Origin of the sequence: Parabacteroides sp. AF17-28, from assembly GCF_003479205.1 — a bacterium.
In the GTDB taxonomy this organism is placed as follows: Bacteria; Bacteroidota; Bacteroidia; order Bacteroidales; family Tannerellaceae; genus Parabacteroides; species Parabacteroides acidifaciens.
This window is the reverse complement of record NZ_QUGV01000022.1, coordinates 50877-69069: the sequence shown is the minus strand read 5'-3', so window position 1 is coordinate 69069 and position 18193 is coordinate 50877. Positions and strand designations below refer to the sequence as shown.

General features: G+C 47.3%; 10 protein-coding genes. 3 read left to right on the top strand and 7 right to left on the bottom strand.

The annotated features are described in order from the left end of the window. Positions 1-251: 251 nt before the first annotated feature. Positions 252-1787, top strand: coding sequence for a cobyric acid synthase (locus DWW90_RS15235; protein ID WP_122345571.1), 1536 nt, complete (start codon positions 252-254; stop codon positions 1785-1787). Here DWW90_RS15235 and DWW90_RS15230 read toward each other — a convergent pair. After that, positions 1779-2273 (bottom strand): UpxY family transcription antiterminator, encoded by a 495-nt coding sequence (locus tag DWW90_RS15230; RefSeq protein WP_115498701.1) that lies wholly within the window; start codon positions 2271-2273, stop codon positions 1779-1781. The genes DWW90_RS15235 and DWW90_RS15230 overlap by 9 nt on opposite strands. Before the next feature lie 134 nt (positions 2274-2407). On the opposite strand from DWW90_RS15230, the gene DWW90_RS15225 reads away from it, so the two are divergent. Beyond that, complete coding sequence (locus DWW90_RS15225) at positions 2408-4504, top strand: GAF domain-containing sensor histidine kinase (protein ID WP_122345570.1); 2097 nt, start codon at positions 2408-2410, stop codon at positions 4502-4504. 695 nt (positions 4505-5199) lie between these two features. Here DWW90_RS15225 and DWW90_RS15220 read toward each other — a convergent pair. The 6 genes from DWW90_RS15220 to DWW90_RS15195 all read right to left on the bottom strand — a co-directional run bounded on the left by DWW90_RS15220 (position 5200) and on the right by DWW90_RS15195 (position 16711). Then, entirely contained in the window at positions 5200-7500 is a 2301-nt protein-coding gene (locus DWW90_RS15220) for a GH92 family glycosyl hydrolase (protein ID WP_122345569.1), read from the bottom strand. Between the two features lie 3 nt (positions 7501-7503). After that, a complete protein-coding gene (locus tag DWW90_RS15215) occupies positions 7504-9813 on the bottom strand; it encodes a GH92 family glycosyl hydrolase (RefSeq protein WP_122345568.1) in 2310 nt (769 codons plus the stop codon). Between the two features lie 210 nt (positions 9814-10023). Further along, a complete protein-coding gene (locus DWW90_RS15210) occupies positions 10024-11592 on the bottom strand; it encodes a RagB/SusD family nutrient uptake outer membrane protein (RefSeq protein ID WP_122332397.1) in 1569 nt (522 codons plus the stop codon). 24 nt (positions 11593-11616) lie between these two features. Then, the gene (locus DWW90_RS15205; RefSeq protein WP_115498706.1) at positions 11617-14976 is read right to left on the bottom strand and encodes a TonB-dependent receptor; all 3360 of its coding nucleotides are present in this window, start codon (positions 14974-14976) and stop codon (positions 11617-11619) included. A 150-nt stretch (positions 14977-15126) separates the two neighbouring features. Then, positions 15127-16101 (bottom strand): FecR family protein, encoded by a 975-nt coding sequence (locus DWW90_RS15200; protein WP_115498707.1) that lies wholly within the window; start codon positions 16099-16101, stop codon positions 15127-15129. Between the two features lie 70 nt (positions 16102-16171). Continuing rightward, a complete protein-coding gene (locus tag DWW90_RS15195) occupies positions 16172-16711 on the bottom strand; it encodes an RNA polymerase sigma-70 factor (RefSeq protein ID WP_115498708.1) in 540 nt (179 codons plus the stop codon). A gap of 180 nt (positions 16712-16891) precedes the next feature. Between DWW90_RS15195 and DWW90_RS15190 the strand changes: the two genes are divergently transcribed. Then, positions 16892-18133: a dicarboxylate/amino acid:cation symporter gene (locus DWW90_RS15190; RefSeq protein ID WP_233547773.1), complete on the top strand. Its 1242-nt coding sequence runs from the start codon at positions 16892-16894 to the stop codon at positions 18131-18133. Positions 18134-18193: the final 60 nt, after the last annotated feature.

The window sequence follows — 18193 nt, the reverse complement described above, 5'->3', positions numbered from 1 at the left end:
TGAAGATACGAAAAGTAATAATAGTACAATAGCTAAACTTTCCATTTTATTTCAAGAAAATGTTAGGAACCCTCTCTTTTCCACCACAAATCGAGTCGTATGCGAACAGTTATTCCACTAAAAATGACAGCCCGGACAAAATACCGGATAACCGGCGATTTATGACCCTTTCAATATCTTTCCAACTTCTATGAAATTCATATTTTTTCGTTAGCTTTGCGGTTTCAACCGTTAAATAACAATTTTCAGAAATGAAGCAGCACCTTAAACCGATCATGTTTGTCGGAACTTGTTCCGATGCAGGTAAAAGCGTTATCAATGCAGCATTTTGCCGCATATTCAAACAAGACGGATATCATCCGGCTCCATTCAAGGCGCAGAACATGTCGCTGAACTCCTACTCCACTCCCGAAGGCGGAGAAATGGGGCGTGCCCAGGTCGTACAGGCGGAAGCCTCGGGGATCGCCCCGCATACGGATATGAATCCGGTGCTGCTGAAACCGACGAACGATAAGAACTCGCAGGTCGTACTGAACGGACGTCCGGTCGGGAATATGTCGGCCAAGGACTATTTCGGTATGAAAAGCCAGAAGGAGAAACTGTTCGAAGAAGCGGTGAAAGCCTTCAAACGCCTGGAAAGCCGCTACAACCCGATCGTACTGGAAGGCGCCGGAAGCATTTCCGAACTGAACCTGCGCGACCGCGATATCACCAATATGCGGATGGCCATGCAGGCCGAAGCAGCCACTTTCCTCGTTGCCGACATAGACCGGGGTGGTGTCTTCGGCTCAGTCTACGGAACAATCGAACTGCTGAGACCGGAGGAACGAGCTTTGATGAAAGGTATTATTATCAACAAATTCCGGGGCGACTCCTTTCTGTTTGATGACGGCAGAAGGATAATCGAAGAGCTGACAGGCATCCCTGTGGTCGGTGTCATCCCCTGGTTTCGCGATATCAAGATCGAAGAAGAAGATTCGGTCGCCCTCGACATGAAGCACAACACATACCGGGATGGAAAAATCAACGTGGCGATTATCCTGTTAAAACGGATGTCCAATTTCACTGATTTCGATGTGCTTGATATGGACCCTCGTTTCAACGCCTATTACACAAACAACATCGACGAAATAGAAAAAGCCGACATCATCCTGCTACCCGGCTCCAAGAACACGCTTTCCGACCTGCAAAGCCTGCGGGCGAACGGCATAGCCGACGCAATCATACGCGCTCATAAAGCAGGCAAAAAGGTGATCGGAATCTGTGGAGGCTACCAGATGATGGGCGCACGGCTGGAAGACCCGGACGGGATCGAAGGCTCTCTGTCGGCTGTCCCCGGATTGGGTTTATTGCCGCAATGTACGGTCATCGAACAAGAAAAAGTAACCCGGCAAAGCACATTCGCATTCCTGCCCGGAAAACATATAGAGACACACGGTCACCACGTAGAGACGCACGGCCGTGCGTCTCTACAACAACATTGTCATGGCTATGAAATCCATATGGGACGAACCACCCTGCTCGGTGACGCACCCGAAAGCCCGGTGGTAATCCTCAGCGACGGACGGACGGACGGCTACTATCTGGACAATAGCTGTTGGGGCAGTTATATGCATGGAATACTGGACAATCCGGAAGTGCTGGACAACCTGGCCGAAGGTTTCGACAAGACAGCCGAAAGCGCACCATTCGATTATGCGGCATTCAAGGAAGAACAATACGACAAGCTCGCTGCCTTAGTACGCGAACATGTCGATATGGAGTATATCTACCGGCAGTTACTTTAAACGGTCCACCCGTGCCACGTCATCCATTTTCACACAGACGGTGGCCCCCAACTGTTCAAGGTAAAGGAGCAGATGGTTCTTCTTGACCTTCTTCACCTTACCGGACACGTGCTTCATCGCCCCGCAAAGGATTTCCACCTCTTCGCCGGGACACAACGTATGGTTGGAGGCTTGCTCGAGAAACTCTTTTATGGCGTCGATCTCCCTTTGGCGCACGATGGCCGGTTTCCCGTTATAGTAGACAATACGGGCAACACCGTACACCCGGATCAGATTCCTTAACTCCGGATCGGTACAACGTACGAACAAATAAGAATTGAATAACGGGACCTCCACAATCTTGACGCGGTCCGACCAGACCCGGGGTGCACGATGAAGCGGAAGCCAGCACTCCACTCCCAACGCATCGATCCGTCCTTTCACCTGTTTTTCCGCACGCGGAGATGTATATAAAACATACCAATTAGTCTTATCTGCAACCTTCATGAACTCTTTTTTCTCTTTGATCCATACACAAAGATACAATAAATCCCCGACATAAGAATATATCCTCCAAATTCGCTTGAATCTCAATAAATATCTATAAATTTGCATTAATCAATGAATATGTCTGTTTCAAAATGAATACATACGAATACACACGAGAAGATCTGATAGAAGAAAACATCAGCTCCAGCAAAGTCTTGGTCAATACAATCGCATTGCGGAGAACGATCTCGGATGTCCTTACCCTTTTGCTTAGCGCCAATGACAATGCAGCCATTGACAACGCCTTATTATCCATTCTACGTTTTTTTGAAGTAGAGCGCGTATATATCGGTATTTTTGACGAAACTTGTTCCGTTGTCGACTTCACCCACGAAGTCACGTCCGACGGAATAATCTCCATGCGGGAAGATATTTTGCGGCAATTGACCGACGAAGATATTCCCTGGTGGATCGAACAAATTAAAACAGGAAAAGATATCATAATTTTCGATACGGCAAAAATGCCGGAAGAAGCAGCCACCGAACAACATATGTTGAAGCTGCAAGAAGTTCTTTCCCTCTTGGCATTGCCGGTTTCCAGCGCAGGTAAAATCTGTGGATTCATCGGTCTGGACTCTGTCCGCCGGCACCGTACCTGGAATGCCCTCGACATTGAAAACCTGCGAATATTGGCAGATATCGTATCTATTGCCATTGAACGGGAGCACGACAAGCATGTCATGGAACACTCGGCAAACCTGATGCTGAAAAGCGAAGTCAAATTCCGTATCATCTTCGAAAAGTTACCCTGGGGAGTCGAACTGTATGATGCCGACGGCACCATGCTTGACCTGAATGATGCCGATTTGGAGATATTCGGAACGACACGCGAGAATGTGATCGGCGTCAATATGTTCCAGAATCCGAACATCCCGGAATGGGTCAATCAGAAACTGAAAAAGGGAGAAGACGTGACCTTCACGCTGGACTACAACTTCCATATCGTCAGAGAAGAGGGATATTACCCCACATCCATCGAAGATGAAACCAAGCATCTGCTGGTGAAAGGTGTAGCCTTAAAAGACATCCAAAACAAGATATTCGGATACCTGTATATCGTTTTCGACAACTCGGAGGACCACCATAAAACAGAACAGATCGAATACAACCTGATCAAACTGAGAACAGCCGTCGACACCGGCGAATCTTTCATCTGGGAATATGACACAGCCAAACAAACCTTTTCAGTGGATTTAAGCCTGAATAAAAACATAGACAAGAATTCTGCCCTTTCTTATCTGAAAAAGCATCAGCCCAGAACCCTGGAAGATTTTATCAGCACGCTTCATCCGGACGACGTAGACAAGATTTACAACCGGAAACTCAAGCGCCTGATGAACGGAGAGATAGACAGCTATATTGCCATCTACCGGCGTATCTTGGGAGGAAAACTGTTTTGGCTCAACTCCAATGTCCGCGCCTACAAATTTAATGAAGACGGCACGCCCAGCAAGATCATCAGCTATACCTCCAACATCACCGAGCAGCGTGAAAAGGAAAACGAACTGATCCGCGTCAAAGAAGCCGACAAACTGAAATCGGCTTTTCTTGCCAACATGAGTCATGAGATCCGCACACCGCTGAACGCCATTGTCGGCTTTTCCGATATCGTAGCAGAGACATCGGACGAAGAAGAACGAAAAGAATACCTGGAAATCATCCATAAGAACAACGATCTGCTTCTCCACCTGATAGACGATATCCTGGATTTTTCCAGAATAGAATCGGGCACATTCGACTACCATATTACCGAAACGGATATCAAAGAAATCTGCGGGGAGGTATTCTTAGCAAGCTCGCTGAAGATGAAACCGGGTGTAACGTTGGTATTCGATAAGGACCTGCCTTCCATCCGTTTGAAAACCGATCCCCAGCGCATCATGCAGGTTGTGTCGAACTTCGTCAACAACGCCATCAAGTTCACCGAAGAAGGAAGTATCACAATTTCTTATAAAAAAGAGGGAAACAACCTGCGCGTGAGCGTACAGGACACCGGTATCGGCATTTCCGAAAAAAACCGTTCCCGCATATTCGAGCGTTTCATTAAAATAAACGAATTCAAACAAGGAACCGGCTTAGGCCTCACAATCAGCAAAACAATCATCGAAAACCTGCAAGGCACAATCGGGGTAGATTCGGTTCAAGGCTCAGGCTCCACTTTCTGGTTCACTTTGCCACTTACTTTTTGAACCAAACAGACCTCGTAGGGGCGGTTCGCGAACCGCCCTGCAAATTTTAAAAATAGACAATAACCCCCTGTTTCGACTATTTTTCTATTTCGTCCGAAATCTTGATCGATTTTGGATTGACTCTTTTTGCGGTTCAAGCTCCCCTTTCTGACAATAGGAAAAACGAGGTGCGCAGCCTGTTTCGAAAAGCATTCTTTTTGATTGACAGAAAGCATAAATGCCGTCAAAGTGATAAACCTTAACTCCCGGAGAATCGAATATTTGCGGACGAAGGTGGACGGCGTTCCAAATACCCCAAGAAAATTTTGGAGGCTTGTTGCGATGAGGTGCGCAGAAAATTGCCTTGAAGTAACGCTTCATCGCTCTGAAGGTTGACTTCGTGCTATATGAAGTCCGACTTCAGAGCAACAATGTTCCGGGTCAGAGCGATAAAGTCCCTCTTCATGGCGATAAGGTGCCGGAACATAGGAAAAAGCCCCTTTTTGACGGCTGAAAAGTGGGTTGACGTTTGTTTTGTTTCGGATGTTTTTTTACCCTGAAAAATACGTTTTTTACAATAAGCCCCATGCCGCAGGAGGTTCAACACTTGCCAAATTTGAGGATAACTCGGACAGTCCTATCATATAAAATAAAAGCCTGAAGTCGCAAAATCGCGGCTCCAGGCTTCTTATCAGGTTGTATAATCTTTTTACTTATTATTCAGGCATCGGGGCGGCTGAAGGCGGCGGGGTTACGAGGCCCCATTCCTTATTCGCTTTCGGACCCATTTTCACATTCAGGATACCGCCGGATGCAATCTGGCTGTGGTCGAACCACGGCTGGTTCAACGTTGCGCCGTTCAAGGAGGCAGACTGTATATATTTGTTTTTGCCGGAAGCACCGTCTGCTACGATCTCGAATACATTACCGTTACCCAGGTCGATCTTCACACTCGTAAAGACAGGGCTGCCGACATTGTAAGTGGGCGATCCAGGAGTAACCGGATAGAAGCCCATCATGCTGAACACGACGAATGCAGACATTCCGCCACCGTCTTCATCACCCGGAACACCCATCAGGTCGTTGCGGAACCATTGATCTAACAACACGCGGATGCGTTTCTGCGTCTTCCAGGGCTGTCCGGCATAATTATACAGATACGGGATATGAAGGCTCGGCTCGTTTGCCATCGAGAACATGCCGACATTACCGGTATGATCCGGCAGGAAGGAATAGAATTGCCATTTGGACATACCTAACGGCGTGTCGAACATCGAGTCGAGATCGGCTGTAAAGGCTTCGTTGCCACCGACAAGCGAAACCAGGTCGCCGATGTTATGCTGCACGTCCCAACGATAGACATAACCGTTGTTTTCGTCATAATAATCGCGTGCACCCAAGCCACCGGAATAGCGATAGTCCACACCTTCGATAAACTTGCCGTCTTTATCCTTCGGATGGAAGAAACGGGTGGCGGGGTTAAAGAGGTTCCGGTAGTTGTAGGACTGGCGGAGGTAATAGTCCGCCTCATCTTTCTTACCTAATTCGGCGGCGATCTGCGACAGGCACCACTGGTCGTAGGCCGTACCCAACGTAACGGCTACCGGCTGACGTTTTTCCCAGGGAGAGACATTTGCGACTGTTTCCTTTTCTCCGGGTTTCAAAGCCGGGATATAACCATGTTCGCGGTAGAACTCGTCCAACCAGCCGGACGGAGCGCCTGACCAGGGGATCAGGGTCTTTTCTTCGATACCTGCTTTGGCAGCCTGATACGCTTTTTCCAGATCGAAACCGCGCACGCCTTTCCGCCAGGCGTCGATGACAGTTGCCACGGCATGGTTGGAGTTCATGCGGCGTGAATCGCCTGTCACTTCCGGGAAAGTAGGCATCCAGTTCGTTCCCATCTGCTGTGCCATCAGCAGGTAGGAATTGATGATATCCGTCTCGCGCTCGTTGTCGATCAGGATACGGAGCGGATGAGTCGCCCGGTAAGTATCCCAAATCCAGTCGTCGGTATAAAACGAATGGCCACCGTCGTCGTGTATCTTTCCGTCGAAAGCGCTGTAATACTTTCCGTCTTCGCTCAGGTTGACCGGGCGTTCATAGCAACGGTACAAAGAGGTATAAAAGACAGTCTTGTCGTTCTCTGTTCCTCCCGTCACCTGGATTTTACCTAACGCATCGTTCCAGTCGTTACGGCCGACCTCGGCAATCGCATTCACATCATAGGAAGCGATCTCGCGTGCCAAGTTCTTTTTTGCCTGCTCGGCGCTGATGAACGAGATGCCGTAACGAACGCCAACCTCTTTCTGTTTGCCGTAAGCCAGAACCAGGGCTGCGTTACGGCCTTCGGCTGAAGATTCGCCGTACTTCACCGCTCCGTCTGCCAGGACACCGCATTTCTCAGGTGTCTTATCTGTTTCGGCATACAGGTAAACCTTTGTTTTCCGATCTACGTACTGGAAACCGCTGACGGCATTCTCCTCCCACTTCAACTCTCCGTTGCGGCTATTGAAAACCAAATAGGCCGGAGCGTCTTTCTCGAATGTGAGGCTATAAACCGCACTCTGGTGGGAAGGTGCAAAGTCCACATCGATGTTTGCATCGTCCAGGTAGACCTGATAGCGGTAAGGCACGATCTTTTCCTGGTCGTAGCTATATTCGATGACCGGCTTCAAGCCGTTCTCCGTTCCCTGATAAGGGCTCAGGTTGAAAGCCGAACTTCCGCGGTGGCTGGTCACGATGAGTGGCAGTCCGCTCAATTTATCACCCGTAAAATCTCCCCGTTCGGGATAGACGCGCATCATGCTGTTTGGCAAATGAACGGTCGGATAGGTCGGGACCAGCAAGTGGCTGATGTTTCCCATATAGGGATTGACATATTCCACCGGGCCTTTCTCCATGCCGTCTGCCACAGCTTGTTTCCCTTTGACATAATACTTGTTGAATACCAACACCAAGGCAACCCCTACCAGGATGCCGAATAAAAACTTACCAATTTTTTGTAATCGCTCCATCGTTTATCTCTTTTGTTTATCGTTCACCGAGAATGAATACGGGAAATCTTCCGGGTTCACGCCTCTCTGCATATTCGGCTTGTCGCCCATCTGGATGTCCAGCACACCGCCTTTCAACAGTTCGAAGTGTTCCAAGTAGTTCTTCGTATAGTTTTTTCCATTGAATGTCATCGATTCAATGTAGATGTTCTTGTCGCTGTTGGCGGGAGCATTGATCACCAGGTTCTTTCCGTTCTCGAAATGCAGTGTGGCTTTCTTGAACAGCGGAGCGCCGAGCACGTACTGTGTCGTCCCCGGAGCAACCGGATAGAATCCGAGGGCGGAGAAGACGTACCAGGCGGAAGTCTGCCCGTTATCCTCGTCACCGCAATAACCGTCAGGAGTCGGCGAGTACATACGGTTCATCACCTGACGCAACCAGTATTGGGCTTTCCAGGGTTCGCCTGCATAGTTATACAGATAGATCATGTGCTGGATCGGCTGGTTGCCGTGTGCATAGTTGCCCATGTTCATAATCTGCATTTCGCGGATTTCATGGATCACCTGTCCGTAATAGCTGTCATCGAATACAGGCGGCACGGCAAATACGGAATCCAGCATGGCCACAAACTCCTTTTTCCCGCCCATCAGGTCGATCAGTCCCTGCGGGTCATGGAAGACAGACCAGGTGTAGTGCCAGCTGTTGCCTTCCGTGAATGCATCGCCCCATTTCAGCGGAGAGAAGGGGGCCATAAAGGTACCGTCCTGGTTCTTACCGCGCATCAGCTTGGTTTCCTTGTCAAACAGGTTCTTATAGTTCATAGCCCGCTTTGCATAGAGGTCCAGTTCCTTTTTAGGACGGCCCAGGTCTTTGGCTATCTGATAGATGCACCAGTCGTTATAGGCATATTCCAGTGTGCGGGCTGCATTCTCGTTGATTTTTACATCGTAAGGCACATAGCCCAGCTTGTTGTAGTATTCATGTCCGAGACGGCCGGTAGAGGAAACGGTCGGATGTACGTTTTCCGTTCCGTGGATCAGGCCTTTATAGAGCGTTTCCAGGTCGTCCACCTTTATGCCTTTCATATAGGCATCGACCAATATGGAGGCGGAGTTGTTGCCGACCATGCAACCGCGATGTCCCGGACTTGCCCATTCGGGGAAGAACCCGCTTTCTTTATAGGTATTAATCAAACCTTCCTGCATCTCCTTCGCCATCGTCGGATACATCAGGTTCAGGAACGGGAACAGGCAACGGAATGTATCCCAGAAACCGGTATCGGTAAACATATAACCCGGCAGCACCTCGCCGTTGTACGGGCTGTAGTGCACCACTTTTCCGGCAGCGTCGATTTCATAGAACTTGCGCGGGAACAGCAGCGAGCGGTACATACAGGAATAGAACGTGCGGAACTGGTCCGTCGTCCCTCCTTCCACTTCGATCTTGCCCAGTTCCTTATTCCAGGCATCCTTGCCTTTCTGAACCAGTGTATCGAAGTTATCGTTGCCCAGTTCCTTCATGTTGACGGCTGCCTGGTCGAAGCTAATAAAAGAGGAAGCGACTTTTGCATGCACGATTTCTCCTTTAGCCGTCTTGAAACCGATTACCGCTCCGACATGGTCGGAAGTCTGCTCGCGTGCGCCTGCTTTCAGGGCTGCATCCGCAAAGGTCGCTTCGTAGGTGAACGGTTTGTCGAATTCGATGATGAAATAGTTCTTGAAGTTATCGGGAACGCCGCCGCTATTCTTGGTCGTATAGCCGATGATCTTGTTTTCTTCCGGGATCACCTTTATGTAAGATCCCTTATCGAGTGCGTCCACTACGATGTAAGAATGTTCGTTTTCAGGGAAAGTGAAGCGGAACATGGCGGCACGGTCGGTCGGTGTCAGTTCGGTCTTCACGTCATGCTCGGCCAGATAGACTTCGTAATAATACGGTTTGGCGATTTCGCTTTTATGCGAGAACCAGCTGGCGCGTTTATCCTCGTTGAACTCCGGAGCGCCGACAACCGGCATGATGGCAAACTGTCCGTAGTCGTTGATCCAGGGGCTCGGCTGGTGGGTCTGCTTGAAACCGCGTATTTTGTTGGCGGTATAAACGTATGCCCATCCGTCGCCCATCTTTCCGGTCTGCGGTGTCCAGAAGTTCATCCCCCAGGGACGCGCAATGGCAGGATAGGTATTACCGGTCGACAATTCAAAAGTCGACTGTGTCCCCATCAAAGGATTCACATACTCCACCGGGTCGAAAGCCGCATCTGCCGCAACGGCAGGCCTTCCTAAGCTGGTTAGCATAGCAATAAGGGCAAAGGCCCATATACTTTTTTTCTTCATAATATCGTTACTATTTATATTAAAAATTTAACCATGAATATCTTATAGCGTTTATTATTCAAACGACTCTAATTCATACAAATATAATGATTATTCCAATAATAAAAAAGCGCTGAAAAAAAAGGGGAGACAAATAGAACTGTCTCCCCTTCCAATAAATCCGTCTATATTTTGATTTCCGGTTTATCCCTCCGGATAAACCGCCGTCATTTATTTAAGAGAATAGCCGTCATTCTGGGTCAGACTCGGGTTGCGTTGGATTTCATTGATAGAAATCGGCCATAACAGGTCTGTTTTCTTAAATGTGGCTCCCGATGCATTTGTAGCACCAATCAGCTCTTGGAAATCAACTTTGCCCGCTTCCGTCTCGGAGATTACCGGGAATTTGCCGGTACGCAGACAGTCATCCCAAATCTTAAATTCCAACGGGAACTCGCGCAAACGTTCCAACCAACATTCTTTTATAAATAAATCTTTCGACAGGGCCTGCAACTCGCTTGCATATTGTGCGACGGTCTTGCCATTCATGTCGGCACGGGCTTTCACCTGCGCCAGGCAGTTGGCAGCTTCAGCCGTAACACCAGTGCTTTGTGCTATGGATTCGGCGGCAACCAACAACGCTTCCGCATAACGGAAGAAGTTCTGGTCTTTCGTTCCGCGTCCTGTTGTCAACAAAGCCTCTTCATCAAACCAATACCAACAGCCGGCTGCCGATTTCGATTCCCATACGGCTCCGGTATTCGGGTTCGTGTATTTCCAATGGAAGAACTGATTCGGCTGGATACGCAAGTCTTCCTTGTCATATACATTCAGGAAGCGGTTGGTAGGACCATACACACGTTCCATGATCGAATAGGTTCCGAATGTAGCCACGGCAGAAGCATCGCAGGAATAAGTAGGCCACCAGTCGCCGGTATGAATAGAAGCATCATATTCGACAGCATAGATCACCTCATCCAAATCGTCTGTCGTACGAAGTTTATTAAAGGCGCTATTCATGGCAAGATCCTCGTTAGCCGTCAGTTTGTGGGGAGATTCCACAACCATTCTGGCATAAGTGGCGGCATCCGCATACTTGCCTTGCTGCAAATAGACATCGGCCAGCATCATGGCAGCCGCATATTTCGTAATACGGTGTGCGTTATCTGCAAACTTGGCAGCAGGAAGTACCTCTACGGCTTCTTTCAAATCCGCCTCGATCAATGTATAAACAGTTTCAACCGGAGTACGTTCGAGATACAGGTTTTCGATCGACTCATACGGTTCGGTCGGCATCGGGACTGCTCCTAACATTTTCACCAGGTAGAAATAATTGAATGCGCGGAAGAATTTTGCTTCTGCAATCAATCTCGCGGATGTCGATTCACTCATTGCGATGTCCGGAATGTGCTTGATCGCGCCGTTCGCAATATTGATAGATTTATAACACTCATCCCAAACGCCGTCTATCATACTGGATACAGTACTGGTATTCTGCTGGCGGGTCAGTTCGCGTGCATATTTACAAACAACTTCCTGTCCTTCATAACTGTTCGTAAAATATCCGGTCAGCATACCGGAGATCGAAGCGTTGGGACCGATATAAGCAGAAGGAGCCTGCGCAATACGCATAACGGCTCCATTGCGATACAAGTAATTGACATTCGCCTCTGCCTGCTCTGCAGTCTTGTAATAGTCAACGGAAGTCAAGGAAGATTTAGGATTTTCATCCAGGAAATTACAGGACGTCATACCTGCCAGGCCGACGCATAATATAGCGATTGTTAATATCTTTCTCATTTTCTTCATCTGATTAATTGTTGATTAAAAAGTCACATTCACACCGAACGTAAATGTCCGGGCTCTCGGATATGAGAAGAAGGTCATATTCTGACCGAATTTGTCCATCTGGGAAGAGCTTTCAGGATCATATCCGTTAAACTCTTTCGAACAAAGCAAGAATGCATTGTTCACATTTGCATACAAGCGCAAACCTGATAAACCGAGAGATTTAATCATATTCGGCTCAAAGTTATATCCGAGCTGAATCAGGTTACAACGCAAGTAAGAACCATCGGCTACCCACTGGGAATCTGTTTTTGTATCCTGTCCTGCATGGTCAATACCGTTATGCTTGCCGCTGCTCAGGTAAATCATCTGCTGCATCGCATCCGGGTTTGTTCCGTCATAAGCATCATACAAGATGTTGCTCAAACCGTTGGTAATACCAAAACGGTCGTAGGTAGAGTGATAGAAACGTTGCAAGGTTTCGACACCCCAGACAAACTGCATATCGACAGTCAAATCAAAATTCTTATAGCTGAATGTATTCACAAAGCTACCGGTCCAATCAGGCAACCCTTTACCGATGATCTCTTTTTCTTCAGAACGTTTGGCACGTCCGATCTGATTCTTCTCGCAGTTTCCTGCTTCAAAGTCTTCCTTGGTATATACGCCGTAACGTTTGTATCCGTAGAAACTACCCATACTTTCGCCGACACGCAGGATGCTACCTCCGTTTACCCAATCGTACATGTAGATGTCTTCGTCGTTATCGCCTAATGCCAGGATTTCATTCTTATTGTAGTTCAGATTCAGCGTAGAAGACCATGTAAAGTCGTGCGTCTGTACAGGCGTACCATTAATCATGATATCCAATCCCTGGTTTCTCACCGAGCCTATGTTCTTGAATACGGAACTGAAACCGGTTGCATGGGGCAATGGACAATCCAGCAGCAAGTCTGTCGTTTTCTTATTGTAGTACGAAATATCGAAGTTCAGACGGTTCTGGAACAGGCCTAAATTGAAACCGACATCGAACTGTCCGGTTTTTTCCCATTTCAAATCCGGATTACCCATTGTATTGATATACGACCACGGTCCTCGTTTGCCATCCAGCAAATCGGTTCCTGCATCCACATTCGCCAACGATTTGTAAGGATCGATTTCCGAGTTACCGGTCAGACCATAGCTGGTATGCAATTTCAGGTTACTGATCAGTTCGCTGTCTTTCAGGAAGTCTTCCTGTGAGATATTCCATGCCAAACCGGCAGAAGGGAAGAATGCATATTTATTGTTTTCACCGAATTTGGAAGAACCGTCGACACGGGCCGTCACTGTAGCCGAATAACGGTCTTTATACGTATAGGCAAAGCGCAGGAAATAAGAGTTCATGGCCCATCTGTTCCAATCGGATTCGGGAGCCGAAGGATTTGTTCCTACCTGCATATTGTTTTCTTCATAGAAATCATCCGAGAAACCTTCCGTATATGAGCGGTCATAGCTTCTTGTACGTTCCTGCCAGGAAAGACCGGCCATAGCGTTCAAACGGTGCTCACCAAACACTTTATTATATGTCAGGTAAGTTTCTTCCTGCCAGTACAAGGTATTGGTGTGATTGATTTCGGCACGTCCCTGTTGCTGCATGGAGATGTTGTTCAGGTCGCGGGCTGAATATTCCTTATAAGTACGCTGGTGAGAGTCGATACCCAACTGGGTTTTCAGATCCAGGCCATCCAACAAATGGAACGTCAGGGCCATGTTTCCGAATATCTGGGTATTATATCTCATTCTTTTCTGCTTTTCCAGAATCATGACCGGATTCGACATACCTTCCAATCCGAACATATTGCTCTGTGTCATTGAAGTCGTACTGGTCGTATATTTGCCGTCCATATCCCGCACCGGATACCAAGGCACCATTTCAATCATGGTACGGCGTGCATCCTGTCCGCCTCCGTCTTCCGGCGTATAGCGGCCCCAAGTATGGTTCACCAACAAGTTAACGGCTGTCGATAACCAGGTAGTCGGATTGGCATCATAGGCTACTTTGGCATTCAAACGCTTGTTGTAAGTATTCATCACAATACCCTGCTGATCCGTATAGTTCAGGAAAGCACCCATAGAAGAGTTCTTGCCAGCCTGCTGGATATTGATCTGGTGGTTATGGGAGATAGCAGTACGTGTCGCTTCTTTCTGCCAATCCGTATCATAGAGCGGATTGCCATTAGCATCAAAATAATTCCGGTCACTGAACCAGTAAGAGCGGTCCAAAGACCAATCCTTGCCCATGTATTCATTCTCATTGGCCAGACCGATCATGAAGGCATCACACCACTCCTGTGAATTCAAGAGATCCATATAACGCGCCATCTGGCTAAGGCTTACAGATCCCTGATAGCTTACCTGCGTACCTTCACCGCCTTTTTTACCACGTTTGGTTGTCACCATGATTACACCGTTGGCACCGCGCGCACCATAAATGGCAGCAGCAGAAGCATCTTTCAATACTTCCATGCTTTCGATATCGTTCGGGTTAACCAACTGGAAGTCTTCCATAACGACACCGTCCACTACATACAACGGATCGGAAGATGAGTTGATGGTTGCCATACCACGGATCACCACACGATTGGCATAAGCACCCGGCTGGCTGGAGTTTGAAAAGATATTTACACCGGACACTTTACCGCGAAGGTTTTCCAGCGCGCTGAAGTTTTGCGACTTTGCCAGTTCTTCGCCTTTGGCTACTCCGATAGAACCTGTAACATCCGATTTACGCATCGTACCGTAACCCACAACTACGACCTCTTCCAAAGCCTGTGAGTCTTCCGTCAGCATGACAGTAAAAGATGTCTGATTTCCAACCGGCAGTTCCTTTGTCAGATAACCGATAAAAGAAACTTGCAGGACAGCACCCTCCGGCACATCGGAAATCGTAAAGTTTCCGTCCATATCCGTCATCGTGCCGTTAGTCGTGCCTTTAATAATGACATTGGCACCGGCTACCGGACCAAATTCATCATTTACGACACCGGTAATCGTTTTACCATTCTGGGCAACGACCGGACTTGCGTTCTTTGTCAAAACGATATAATCGTTTTCAAACGCATACTTTACATTCGAACGACCGAATGCTTCACTTAAATACTGAGCGACAGTTTTATTCCCTGATTTAACGGAAACTGTTTCGTTCGTATTCACTTCATTTTTACTATAGACAAACAGATAATCCGTTTGTTTCTCTACCTGATCGATAAACTCACCGATCGTCAAATTCTTTCCGCTGATATTGACCCTTGCATTTTGCGAACTCGTTTTGGCTGCAAATGAAGAGAATACGCAAAGGAAAAGAAGGAAGGCTGAAATTCTCATGACATTTAGAAATTTCGGTTCTTTTTTCATAACTTTGCTTCGTTTACTTGTTAATACTTAATTTGTTGGAATTTTGTGTTAGCTTTAGGGCCGGTAGGTGCGGGAACACTTATCGGTCCTTTTTATATTTTCTGTTCTCTAAATCATAGGCAGTAGCATTAAATTAAAGATTAGACATGTTTAGCGTATTGTGATGCAATTCGTTTCCTCGTCCTTCACAAAAGAGAAATAATAGACTTTCTGCAGGGTTTGGAGCACACTCTCGACCCCGTCGCGCTGGCGGAACTTACCACTGAACCGGTACTGATCCAGCTTCCGGTTTTTCTGTATGATCGTTATGTCATAATAGAGTTCGAGTTTCCGGATGATCTCGCTGAAAGGGACATCGTCAAAAGCGTAAATGCCTTCTTTCCACAAAAGGAAATCGGTGTTGTCATAATAGCTCTTTTCCAGCTTTTCCCCTGTCCAGAAAACACATTCATGCGGGGCGATCTGCAGGGCTTCCGCATCGTTATCGCCGCTATATACTTTGACCGAACCTTCGACCAGCGAGGCGTTAAACTCTTCATCGCCTTTATAGGCAAAGACGTTGAACTTCGTTCCTAACACTTTTATATTGGCTTTCTCTGTCGAGACGATAAAGGGGGCTTCTTCATTTCGTTTCACTTCAAAGAAGGCTTCCCCGTCCAGTTCCACCCGCCGTTCTTTCTTGTCGAAGTGGTTCGGATAACGCAAAGTCGAACGGGCATTCAGCCATACGGTCGTCCCATCGTGCAGTTTCAATAAGGCACGCTGTCCGGAAGGAGTGGAAAATTCTTCATAAGCAATCACCGGCTGTTCTACGGCGGGTTCCGGCCGGTTAGTGACGAGCCAGGTCGAGACAACTGCAATACAAACAGCTGCCGCATATCCTACAATATGCCTGTAAAGAATCGCATGCGATTCTTTTTTCCTGGAGTGTTTAAACTCCAGGAGCTTTCCTACGGCACGCGGTTCATCTTCTTCCGCCGGCATCCACGAAGTCAGAGCACGAATATTCTGTACTGAAAAGAATTCTTTCTTCAGTTCGGCATCCGTCTCCATTGCGGCAAACAACTGTTTTTTCTCTTTTGCAGTTATTTCCCCGTAAAAATATTTAGTTATCAGCTCATGCATTTCTTCTGCGATTATAAAAGGGGAGCGATTATCTTTTCAGTTACCACTAAAAGACAATCGTAAATAAATATTATTTAACACTAACAAGAAATAGCAACAGGGGCAGGTAGTCTTTCAGTTCGACACGAAGTTTCTTTAAAGCTATGGCGATATGGTTCTCCACCGTATTTGCCGAGATATTCAGTTCTTCGGCAATTTCCCGGTATTTCATTCCTTCAATACGGCTTTTTAAAAATATTTCACGACAACGTTCCGGCAGTTTATCAATTGCATTTGCAATTACTTTCTCGATTTCTTCCTCTGATGAAAAGGTATAGTTCAGCTGTTCGAGAGACATCAGCTTAAAAGATAGTTCCTGTTTATATTCTTCCGCCACCACCTTATGCCGAAGATAATCGAGGCTCCGGTTCTTTACAAGTGAAAAAAGGTAGGAAACCAGGCTGATGCGGATATCCAGCACTTCCCGCTTCTCCCATAGAAGAAGGAAAACATCCTGAACCACGTTCTCGGCATCTTCTTCAAACACGACATATTCTTTTGCAAAACGGAGCATACGCGAATAATACATGACGTATATTCTATCAAAGCTATTCTGTATGTCCTTTCCCATAGAAGTAGAAACGTTTATTGTTTAGACTCTAAATATATGCATCGAAGGCAAAGATATAAAAGATTTGTAACATACATTACAGAAAGTGCGTTTGCATTTTTAACCAAAGACTGTTTTCTTTGTATTATGAAACAATATAATACGTCCAAGAAAAAGAAAAAATTCTCCTTTCCTCTTTATATGCAGATACTTGCAGGGATGATTATCGGGGTGATTATCGGGATTGCCGCCATACAAATCAACGGCGAAAAGTTCATACAAGACTGGATCCGGCCCTGGGGACAAATCTTTATCCGCCTGCTACAATTGATTGCGATTCCGCTTGTATTCATTTCGCTTATCAAAGGCGTTACGGGACTGAAAGACATCAGTAAGTTCTCCCGTATCGGAGGAAAAACGGTTCTTATTTACTTAGGGACAACGCTTGTTGCCGTACTGATCGGGCTCTTTATGGGACTGGTCGTAAAACCCGGCAAGCTGGTCAACCGGGAACAGGTTGCCCACCTGCAGGAAAACTATCAGTCGATAGTCGAAGAGAAAAAACAGGCGGCGGTGGAGACGCATGACAAAGGTCCGCTTCATTTCCTGAATGATATCGTGCCGAATAATATTGTCAGTGCGACGGCGGACAACTCGAAGATGTTACAGGTGATCTTCTTTGCCATCTTCTTCGGAATAGCGGCATTAGCTGTTCCGGCGGACAAGATTGCGCCAGTCATCGCCCTATTCGACGGGTTGAACGATACGATACTCCGCATGGTGGATTATATCATCAAGTTTGCCCCTTGGGGAGTCGCGGCGTTAATGGCGGGACTGGTGACGGATTTCAACGGGGATGCCAGCATATTCAGTGCCTTAGGTGTATATGCATTGACTGTCGTCGCGGCGATGTTCGTCCTGGTGTTGGGCTTCTATCCGGTGCTGATACATTTCTTCACGAACATACATTTTAAGGATTTCATACGCACCCTGTATCCGGTCCAGCTATTCGCCTTCACGACCAGTAGTAGCGCGGCGACTCTTCCGGTCACTATGGAGACGGTAGAAAGGGATCTGCATGTCTCGCAGGAGGTCAGTTCGTTTGTCCTGCCTGTCGGAACGACTATCAATATGGACGGGACTTCCTGCTACCAATCCATCGCTATCCTGTTTATCGCACAGGTGTTAGGAATCGACCTCAGCCTCACGCAACTCATCATCATCGTTGCCATGACCATCCTCTCCTCTATCGGAACGCCCGCCATTCCGGGAGGAAGCTATGTAATTCTCACAATGGTATTGACCTCAGTCGGTATCCCGGCAGAAGGACTGGCACTGATACTCGGCATAGACCGCCCGTTGGATATGCTCCGCACAGCAGTCAACGTCACAGGGGATGCTGCGGTCGCAACAATTGTAGACCGAAGCACAACAAAAATATGACTGAATTTGTTTCCCATATAGGAACGTTGTTTATATCTTTGCCAACGTAAATACAAAATA